Origin of the sequence: Planococcus sp. A6, assembly GCF_028823615.1 — a bacterium.
Classification (GTDB): domain Bacteria; phylum Bacillota; class Bacilli; order Bacillales_A; family Planococcaceae; genus Planococcus.
The window spans coordinates 1-2381 of record NZ_JAPEHT010000231.1; the positions used below are offsets into that span (position 1 = coordinate 1).

At 48.4% G+C, this 2381-nt stretch carries 2 protein-coding genes; one reads left to right on the forward strand and one right to left on the reverse strand.

The features are described 5' to 3' along the window. Positions 1-84 precede the first annotated feature (84 nt). Entirely contained in the window at positions 85-1545 is a 1461-nt protein-coding gene (locus tag ON064_RS18035; protein WP_274625847.1) for a SulP family inorganic anion transporter, read from the reverse strand. Between the two features lie 178 nt (positions 1546-1723). Between ON064_RS18035 and ON064_RS18040 the strand changes: the two genes are divergently transcribed. After that, entirely contained in the window at positions 1724-2266 is a 543-nt protein-coding gene (locus tag ON064_RS18040) for a recombinase family protein (protein WP_274625848.1), read from the forward strand. Positions 2267-2381 lie beyond the last annotated feature (115 nt).

Genomic DNA, 2381 nt, shown 5'->3' on the forward strand with positions numbered 1-2381 from the left:
TAAGTGTACCATCTCGAAGGTGTTTTATAGTGTCTCATTTTACTGTGTTAGTCTATTGAAAGGACGGGCTTCTCTATAATTTCATCAATGGGTAGGTAGTTTAGCATTCGAGCTTTTGAAGATCGCCAATTGATCGATCAGTTTCTGGCTTCCTGCATCCAGGCCGGTCACTTCCACTTCATTGGCATTTTCGCGGAACTTCAGCACGACCCTGTCGACGGCGCCGACGCCGGAATCGTCCCAAATATGGGCATCCGTGAAATCGATAATCACTTTCTCACGTTCGATATCGAAATCGAACTTCTCCAGGAAATCTTCAACCGAAGCGAAGAACAATTGGCCTTCGACGCGGTATTGCGTCGCATCGAGCAAACGTTTTTCCACTTTGATCTTGGAAATTTTCGAGACGAAAAAGATGGCACTCAGTAAGACGCCTGCTAGTACACCAATCGATAAATCGTGCGTATAGACAACGATGGCGACCGTCGCAACCATAACAATCGAATCGGTCTTTGGTGCTTTTTTCAAGTAAGTGAACGAAGCCCAATCGAATGTCCCGATTGATACCATGATCATGATGCCGACAAGCACCGGCATTGGGATCTGTACAACGACATTGCCGAGAACGATGATCAAGAACATCAGGAACGTACCGGCAACAAGTGCCGACAAGCGGCCACGGCCGCCCGATTTGACATTGATGACCGATTGCCCGATCATCGCACAGCCCGCCATTCCGCCGAAGAAACCAGTGACGAAGTTGGCGATTCCTTGCCCTCTTGCTTCTTTGTTCTTATCGCTTGTTGTATCGGTCATATCATCGACGATATTCGCCGTCAAGAGCGATTCAAGCAAGCCGACAATCGCCAGTGCAAGTGAGTACGGGAAGATGATCGACAAGGTTTCCAAATTGAATGGCACATCCGGCAACAGGAAGCTCGGGAGCGTCTGATTGATCGTGCCGAGGTCGCCCACGGTCCGCAAATCGAAGCCAGTATAGATGGCCACTGCCGTCAATACGACCAGCGCAATCAGCGGGGCCGGTATGGCTTTGAAAAAGCGTGGCACGATGTAGATAATGGCCAGTGTAATAGCCACGAATAGATAGGTCATATTGTTGATGCCGATGAAATGCGGCACTTGCGCCATGAATATCAAGATGGCCAGCGCGTTGACGAAGCCGATCATGACAGCGCGCGGAATGAATTTCATTACTTTTGCGACTTTGAAGACGCCGAACAGGATTTGGATGACCCCTGTCAAAATCGTCGCAGCGAGCAAGTATTCCAGCCCGTGGTCACGGACGAGCGGCACCATCAATAGCGCCATCGCGCCGGTAGCGGCCGAAATCATGCCGGGACGCCCGCCGACGAAAGCGATGATGACCGCAATGCTGAAGGAAGCATACAAGCCGACCATCGGATCGACCCCTGCAATGATGGAGAAGGCAATGGCTTCCGGAATAAGTGCAATAGCGACGAGAATCCCTGACAATATATCGCCACGGATATTCCCGAACCATTGGGTTTTAAGACTTTGTTTCACGTAATCGAGCTCCTCTATTCTTTATTTGAAAGTTTCTTCATGTACTGGAAACCTTATTTTTTCACAATGAAAATAGTTTAGCACCGACGCTCCATTAATGGAACCTTTTTGGGCACATTTTTACAAAAAAATTAATATGTTATAATATATTCACTTTGTACAGCGAGGAGTTTTTTACGTGCGAATCGGTTACGCAAGAGCCATTGAAGAAGATTTAGATTGTCAAAAGCAGCGTGCCCTGTTTGAAGAATTCGGCTGCGATGTGATTCATATAGAATCTCATAGTTCCCCGAAACAACGGATCGAGCTGGATCGCATGCTGGACGCTGTAGCCCCGGGAGACCGCATCATCGTGATGAAACTCCATGTCCTGGCGGATTCAACCCGCCAATTGGTGGACCTGCTCGAGGCTCTTGAGGAAAAAACGGCTTTTCTCCATGCCGTCAACGAGAACATCGATACCGCTAGAGGGACATCGTTCTCTTTTTTGGAAATTGCGAAATGCATCGCCGAATTCCAAAGCGACGCCATCAGCGCGAAAACCAAAGCGGGCTTATCGGAAGCCAAGCAAAAAGGCATGCACGCCGGGCGACCGCGCAAACCGGATGCCAATGTCAAAAAAGCGATCGAAATGTATAAAAGCAAATCCTATAGCTTGGCCGAAATCAAAGAACAGACCGGCATCAGCAAATCCACTCTGTATCGTTATTTGGAGAATTAAAAAAAGCGCCGAGGCGCTTTTTTTTATTGCTCGGTTTTCAACTCTTCTTTCACGGGCGGTTTTGCCAGGATAGAAGCGACGATCGCTAAAGCTGGGATGATGAGCAGGAAGCTTA